The sequence below is a fragment of the Cellulomonas algicola genome, from assembly GCF_003851725.1.
GTDB classification, from domain to species: Bacteria; Actinomycetota; Actinomycetes; order Actinomycetales; family Cellulomonadaceae; genus Cellulomonas; species Cellulomonas algicola.
In genome coordinates this window covers 1-6,510 of record NZ_BHYL01000333.1, presented here as the reverse complement: position 1 = coordinate 6,510, position 6,510 = coordinate 1, and the positions used below count along the sequence as shown (strand labels likewise).

5 protein-coding genes are annotated in these 6,510 nt (G+C 74.2%); 4 read left to right on the top strand and 1 reads right to left on the bottom strand.

Features of this window, described 5'->3' with window-relative positions:
• The 3 genes from CTKZ_RS18190 to CTKZ_RS18180 form a co-directional block, all read left to right on the top strand.
• Positions 1–662 (top strand): hypothetical protein (locus CTKZ_RS18190; RefSeq protein ID WP_210766400.1); only part of this gene is annotated, 662 nt, incomplete at its 5' end.
• A gap of 188 nt (positions 663–850) precedes the next feature.
• Positions 851–2,863, top strand: a complete 2,013-nt coding sequence (gene acs, locus CTKZ_RS18185; RefSeq protein ID WP_124344251.1) for an acetate--CoA ligase — start codon at positions 851–853, stop codon at positions 2,861–2,863.
• Between the two features lie 331 nt (positions 2,864–3,194).
• The gene (locus tag CTKZ_RS18180; RefSeq protein ID WP_124344250.1) at positions 3,195–4,613 is read left to right on the top strand and encodes a cellulase family glycosylhydrolase; all 1,419 of its coding nucleotides are present in this window, start codon (positions 3,195–3,197) and stop codon (positions 4,611–4,613) included.
• Positions 4,614–4,812: 199 nt separating this feature from the next.
• Here the strand turns inward: CTKZ_RS18180 and CTKZ_RS18175 are convergent, their stop codons facing one another.
• Positions 4,813–6,102, bottom strand: coding sequence for an NAD(P)-binding domain-containing protein (locus tag CTKZ_RS18175; protein ID WP_124344249.1), 1,290 nt, complete (start codon positions 6,100–6,102; stop codon positions 4,813–4,815).
• Positions 6,103–6,174: 72 nt separating this feature from the next.
• On the opposite strand from CTKZ_RS18175, the gene CTKZ_RS18170 reads away from it, so the two are divergent.
• Positions 6,175–6,510: GNAT family N-acetyltransferase (locus tag CTKZ_RS18170; RefSeq protein WP_200829812.1), on the top strand; the 336-nt coding region annotated here is incomplete at its 3' end.

The following is a 6,510-nucleotide window of genomic DNA, read 5'->3' as shown; positions in this document are numbered from 1 at the left end:
GCACCGCCGCCGGCACCCCGACGGCCGCGCCCGCGAGCGCCCCACCGACGAGCGCCGCACCGACGAGCCCCCCGGTGCCGCCCCCCGCACCCGGCACCGCCGCCGGCTCACAGCCCGCGACGAGCACGCCGCCGACCGCCCCGCGGACGGACGGCGACGAGACCCTGTTCCCCGCGCCGAACGCGCCGAGGTCGACGAGCTTCGGCGCGCACGTCCTCGGTGTGATCCTCGGCCTGCTGCTCGCCCCCGCGGGCGTCGGTCTCGTGCTCGTCGGTCAGGCACGCATCCTCGAGGCGCAGGTCGACGGCTGGGACAGCTCGACGGAGGTGCTGGGCATCGTCCTGGTGTCGATCGGCCTGCTGCTGCTCGGGCTCGTCGCGCTGCTGGGCATCTGGTCGGCGGCCGTCCCGATCGCGGGCGGCGCGCTGCTCACGGCCGCCGGGGGCTTCTACCTCTTCGCGCCGTCGGTCGCCCGCGCCCAGACGCTCGCGGTGCTCGACGACACGGGCTGGCGGCTCACGGTCACGCAGGTGACGGTCGCGGGGACGTCGGGGACGCTGCTCGTCGCCGGGTTCCTCGTCCTGCTGGTCGGCGTCGTGGCGGCCGTCGCGCGTCGCCGCGGCGTGCACCTCGGCGAGTTCCGCGAGCGCCACCGCGTCTGACCTCGCGCGCCCGTCCGCGAGCCGCCCGCACGCCACCGTGGGCTCTCGCGGTTCGCGCGCCGGGCGCCGGTCCGCTGCCGAGCCGCGATCTGCTCGGGCGGGCGCGGATCGCGCGCGGCTAGAGTGCCTGTTCTGACCCGGTCGCTCCCGGGTTCCGCACCGACGCCGTTGCGCACAGGAGGTCGCACGTGACCGACACCACCCCTGCCACCGAGTCCTCCGAGAAGCCCGCCGGGCTGGAGAACCTGCTCTCCGAGGACCGCCGCTTCCCCCCGTCCCCCGAGTTCGCCGCGCAGGCGAACGCCCACGGCGACCTGTACGCGTGGGCCGCGGCCGACCGTCCGTCGTTCTGGGCGGACCAGGCCCGCGAGCTGCTGACCTGGTCGACGCCGTTCACGCAGACCCTCGACTGGTCGAAGGCCCCGTTCGCGACGTGGTTCGCCGACGGGAAGCTGAACGCGGCGTACAACGCGGTGGACCGGCACGTCGAGGAGGGCCGCGGCGACCGCGTCGCGCTGCACTTCGAGGGCGAGGGCGGCGACTCCCGGTCCCTCACGTACGCCGACCTGCAGCGCGAGGTGTCGAAGGCGGCGAACGCGTTCACGGCGCTCGGCGTCGGCACGGGCGACCGGGTCGCGATCTACATGCCGCTGGTCCCCGAGGCCGTCGTGACGATGCTCGCGTGCGCGCGGATCGGCGCGCCGCACTCGGTCGTCTTCGGCGGGTTCTCGGCGGAGGCGCTCGCGTCGCGCATCGTCGACGCGGAGGCGAAGCTCGTCGTCACCGCGGACGGCGGGTACCGCCGCGGGGCGCCGTCGGCCCTCAAGCCGGCGGTCGACGAGGCGCTCGAGAAGGGCACGCCGTCGGTTGAGCACGTGCTCGTCGTGCGGCGCACGGAGCAGGACGTCGCGTGGACCGAGGGCCGTGACGTCTGGTGGCACGACGTGGTGGACTCCGCGTCGGACCAGCACACGCCGGTCGAGCTCGACGCCGAGCACCCGCTGTTCATCCTCTACACGTCGGGCACCACGGGGAAGCCGAAGGGCATCTTCCACACGACGGGCGGCTACCTGACGCAGGCGGCGTACACCCACCGCAACGTCTTCGACCTCAAGGCCGAGTCGGACGTGTACTGGTGCACGGCCGACATCGGCTGGATCACCGGGCACACGTACGTCGTCTACGGGCCGCTCGTGAACGGCGCCACGCAGGTCATCTACGAGGGCACGCCCGACACCCCGCACCGTGGCCGCTGGTGGGAGATCGTCCAGAAGTACCAGGTCTCGATCCTCTACACGGCGCCGACGGCCATCCGTACGTGCATGAAGTGGGGCGAGGAGATCCCCGCGCAGTTCGACCTGTCGTCGCTGCGCGTCCTCGGCTCGGTGGGTGAGCCCATCAACCCCGAGGCGTGGATGTGGTACCGCCGCGTCATCGGCGGCGACCGCACGCCGGTCGTCGACACGTGGTGGCAGACCGAGACGGGCGCGATCATGATCAGCCCGCTCCCGGGCGTGACCGCGGCGAAGCCGGGCTCGGCGCAGGTGCCGCTGCCGGGCATCGCGGCCGACGTCGTCGACGACGAGGCGCACCCCGTGCCCGACGGCGGCGGCGGCTACCTGGTGCTCACCGAGCCGTGGCCGTCGATGCTGCGCGGCATCTGGGGCGACCCGGAGCGGTACAAGGACACCTACTGGTCGAGGTTCCCGGGCCTGTACTTCGCGGGCGACGGGGCGAAGAAGGACGACGACGGCGACATCTGGCTGCTCGGCCGCGTGGACGACGTGATGAACGTGTCCGGCCACCGCCTGTCGACGACCGAGATCGAGTCCGCGCTGGTCTCGCACCCGTGGGTCGCGGAGGCCGCGGTCGTGGGGGCGACCGACGAGACGACCGGTCAGGCCGTCGTCGCGTTCGTGATCCTGCGCGGCGGTGCCGGGGGCGCCGACAAGTCCGGCGACGAGGTGCAGACCGAGCTGCGCAACCACGTCGCGAAGGAGATCGGCCCGATCGCGAAGCCGCGGCAGATCCTCGTCGTGCAGGAGCTGCCCAAGACGCGGTCCGGCAAGATCATGCGCCGCCTGCTGCGCGACGTCGCGGAGCACCGCCAGGTCGGCGACGCGACGACCCTCGCGGACTCCTCCGTCATGGACCTGATCGCCCAGGGCCTGTCCAAGCCGGCTGCTGCGTCGGAGGACTGACACCGCGCTGACTCGACCCGGTTCTGGGTACCGCTCGCGGCCTCGCAGCGGTAGCCAGGACCGGGTCGTCGTACGTCCGGGGCCGTCCGGCGACCGACGCCGACGAGCGGCGCGCGACCCTATCGGGAGACACCGTCGGGCCGCCTCCGCGGTGAAGCGTTTAGGGCTCTGGGGGACGCTTTCCCGCCCTGGTTGTGTTGGCGCCCGGCACCCGCCCGTCGACCGGCCGGCGGAACGGCGGGCGGGTGCGACCACGGTCCGCACCGGCGCGGGCGTCGAGCTGGAACCCGGGCTCGCGGCGGTCGTCACACACCCGGAAACGAGGATGTCCATGAGATCCCGACTGTCCCTGCTGACCGGCGCCGCCCTGGCGTCGGCGGTCGTCGCGCTGGGCGCGGTGTCGCTCGTCTCGACGGCGGCGAACGCCGCCACCCCGCCCGGTCTGCGCGTCTCCGGCACGCAGCTCGTCGAGAAGGACGGCACCCCGTTCGTCGCGCGCGGCGTCAGCCACGCCCACACCTGGTACACGTCGCAGACGGCGACCGCGATCCCCGCGATCCGCGCGGCCGGCGCCAACGCCCTGCGTGTCGTGCTGTCGGGCGGCGACCGCTGGACGAAGAACGACGCCGCCGACGTCGCGAACATCATCAGCCTGTGCAAGGCCAACAAGCTGGTCTGCATGCTCGAGAACCACGACACGACGGGCTACGGCGAGCAGTCGGGCGCGGTCACGCTCGACACGGCCGCGAACTACTGGGTGGGCATCAAGTCCGCGCTGATCGGGCAGGAGGACTACGTCCAGATCAACATCGGCAACGAGCCCTACGGCAACAACGCGACGGCGAACGCGGGCTGGGCGGCCGACACCTCGGCGGCGATCAAGAAGCTGCGCGCCGCCGGGCTGCACCACAACATCGTCGTCGACGCCCCGAGCTGGGGTCAGGACTGGGCGGGCATCATGCGCGACCAGGCCGCGACGGTCGCGGCGGCCGACCCGGACGCGAACACCCTGTTCTCCGTGCACATGTACGGCGTCTACAAGGACGCGTCCACCATCAAGGCGTACCTCGACGCGTTCAAGGCGAAGAACCTGCCGCTCGTCATCGGCGAGTTCGGGTTCGACCACTCCGACGGCAACCCCGACGAGGACACGATCATGTCCGAGGCCGTGGCGCGCGGCATCGGCTACTACGGCTGGTCCTGGTCGGGCAACGGCGGCGGCGTCGAGTACCTCGACATGGTGACGGCCTTCAACCCGGCGGCCAAGACGTCGTGGGGCACGCGCATCTTCGACGGCGCGAACGGCATCAAGGCGACCGCGAAGACGGCGAAGATCTACGGCGGCACGGTCGACCCGACCACCCCCAACCCCACGCCGACCACCCCGACCCCGACGCCCACCACACCCACGCCGACGCCGACCACGCCGACCCCGACGCCGACGTCGAACCCGGGCGGCACGTGCACCGCGGTGCTGCGGGTCGTGGGCTCGTGGCCGGGCGGCTGGCAGGGCGGCGTCACCGTCACGGCGGGCAACGCGATGATCGGCTCGTGGACGACGCAGCTCACGCTCCCGGCGGGCGGCTCGATCCAGTCCGGCTGGTCGGGCACGTACACGACGAGCGGCACGTCCGTCACGGTCAAGAACGCCGCGTGGAACGGCCTGCTCGGCGCGGGCGCGAAGGCGGAGTACGGGTTCGTCGCCTCGGGGAACGCCCCGACCGGCACGGTCCCGGTCAGCTGCGCCTGACCGACTGACGTCTCACCCGGTGACGCCGGGGTCGTCCTCCGCGACGGCCCCGGCGTCCCTGCACGTCCGGCGCGCAGTCCTCCGTCGAACGCGCCGTCAGCGCCGGTTCACGGGCCCGACACGGCTCCGATGGCGCGTTCGGCGAGCGCGCGCAGGCCGTCGGACTCCGAGGGACGACGCCGTCGCGACGCGGGCGTCGTCAGAGGGACAGCAGGCGGCGCAGGTGGCGGACCGCCTCGCGGCCCGCGCGGTTGGCGCCGACGGTCGACGCCGACGGCCCGTACCCGACGAGCTGCACGCGCGGGTCGGCGACGACCTGCGTCCCGTCCATGACGATCCCGCCGCCCCGCGCCCGCAGGCCGAGCGGCGCGAGGTGGTCGAGAGCCGCGCGGAACCCGGTGCACCAGAGGATCGTGCGGGCCTCGACGCGCGACGGCCCGTCGATCCAGCCCTCCTCCAGCGCCGGAACCTCGTCCCACTCGACGGCACCCGGGACGATCCGGCTGAACACGGGCCGCGCGCGCAGGACGCCGGACTCGATCCCGGCGCGGTAGGCGTCGGTCAGCGGCAGCCCGGTGACGCTCACGACGCTGTCCGGCGGCAGTCCCGCACGGGTGCGCTGCTCGACGAGCGCGACGGCCTCGCGGCCGACCTCGGGTGTGAACTCCTCGTCGCGCCACGTCGGCGGCCGACGCGTCACCCACGTCGTCGACGTGGCCTTGGCGATCTCGAGGAGCAGCTGCACCGCCGACGTGCCCCCGCCCACGACGACGACGTGCCCGTCGGCCAGGTCGGCCGCGGACCGGAAGTCGCGCGCGTGCAGCTGGCGGCCGCCGAACACGCCGCGCCCGGGGTAGGCGGGCCAGAACGGCTTGCCCCACGTGCCGGTCGCGTTGACGAGCCCGCGGGCGCGCCAGACGACCCGCTCGCCGGGCTGCTCGACGCTGTGCGAGTGCACGAGCAGCCGGCCCCCGGCCCGCTCCCCCGCGCCCGTCGACGGGACCGGGGCGTGCCCCTCGTCGTGCACCGCGGTGACGCGGACGGGCCGCTGCACGTGCAGCGCGTAGGCCTCCTCGTACTGCGCGAAGTAGTACGGGACGGCACGTGCGGCGGGCTCGGCGGGGTCGGGCACGACGAGCGGCATGCCCGGCAGCTCGTGCACGCCGTGCGCGCGCTCCATGGTGAGCGACGGCCAGCGGTGCTGCCACGCGCCCCCGGGCCCGGGCTCGTCGTCGAGGACGACGAACGACGGGCCGCCGTCCCAGCCGCGCTGCCCGACGGAGACGAGGCCGCTGCGGCGCAGGTGGTAGGCCGCGGACAGTCCCGCCTGGCCCGCGCCGATGACGACGACGTCCACGTCGACGACGTCCGCGGAGGTCGTCGGCGTCGCCCGTGCGACGGACGCTCCGGCCTCCCGGAGGGCACGCCGCGAGCGGCGCGTCTGCGGGGTCGGGGCGTCCTCGGCGAGGGTGCGCGTCGAGTCGTCCATGGCCGGTCCAACGTACCCGCTCCGCCTGTGCGCGCAGGGCGGCCATCCCCCGTCCGTGGTGGGATGTCCCGCATGGTGGAGGGCACGAACACGCAGGTCACGATCACGGCGGCGCCGGGCCGGCCGGACGACGCCACGGCGTCGCAGGTCAGGGCGCTGGCCGCCCGGGCCCAGGACGTGGACGGTGTCGCACCGCTGTCGGAGCAGCCGCTGCTCCGTCTGGCGGACCCGGCAGCCCCGGTGGTGCACCTGACGGCGCGGACGTCCGGCGGCGACCTCGTCGGGTACGCGCAGGTCGACACCGAGGCGGCGTCGGCGGAGCTCGTCGTCGACCCGGCGCACCGCCGCCGCGGCGCGGGCCGCGCGCTGCTCGACGCCGCCCGCGCGCACGCCGCCGGCACGCACACC

Excerpts from the sequence above, each read along its gene's own strand:
- CTKZ_RS18180 (WP_124344250.1), top strand. The coding sequence starts at position 3,195 with ATGAGATCCCGACTGTCCCTGCTGACCGGCGCCGCCCTGGCGTCGGCG.
- CTKZ_RS18175 (WP_124344249.1), bottom strand. The coding sequence starts at position 6,102 with ATGGACGACTCGACGCGCACCCTCGCCGAGGACGCCCCGACCCCGCAG.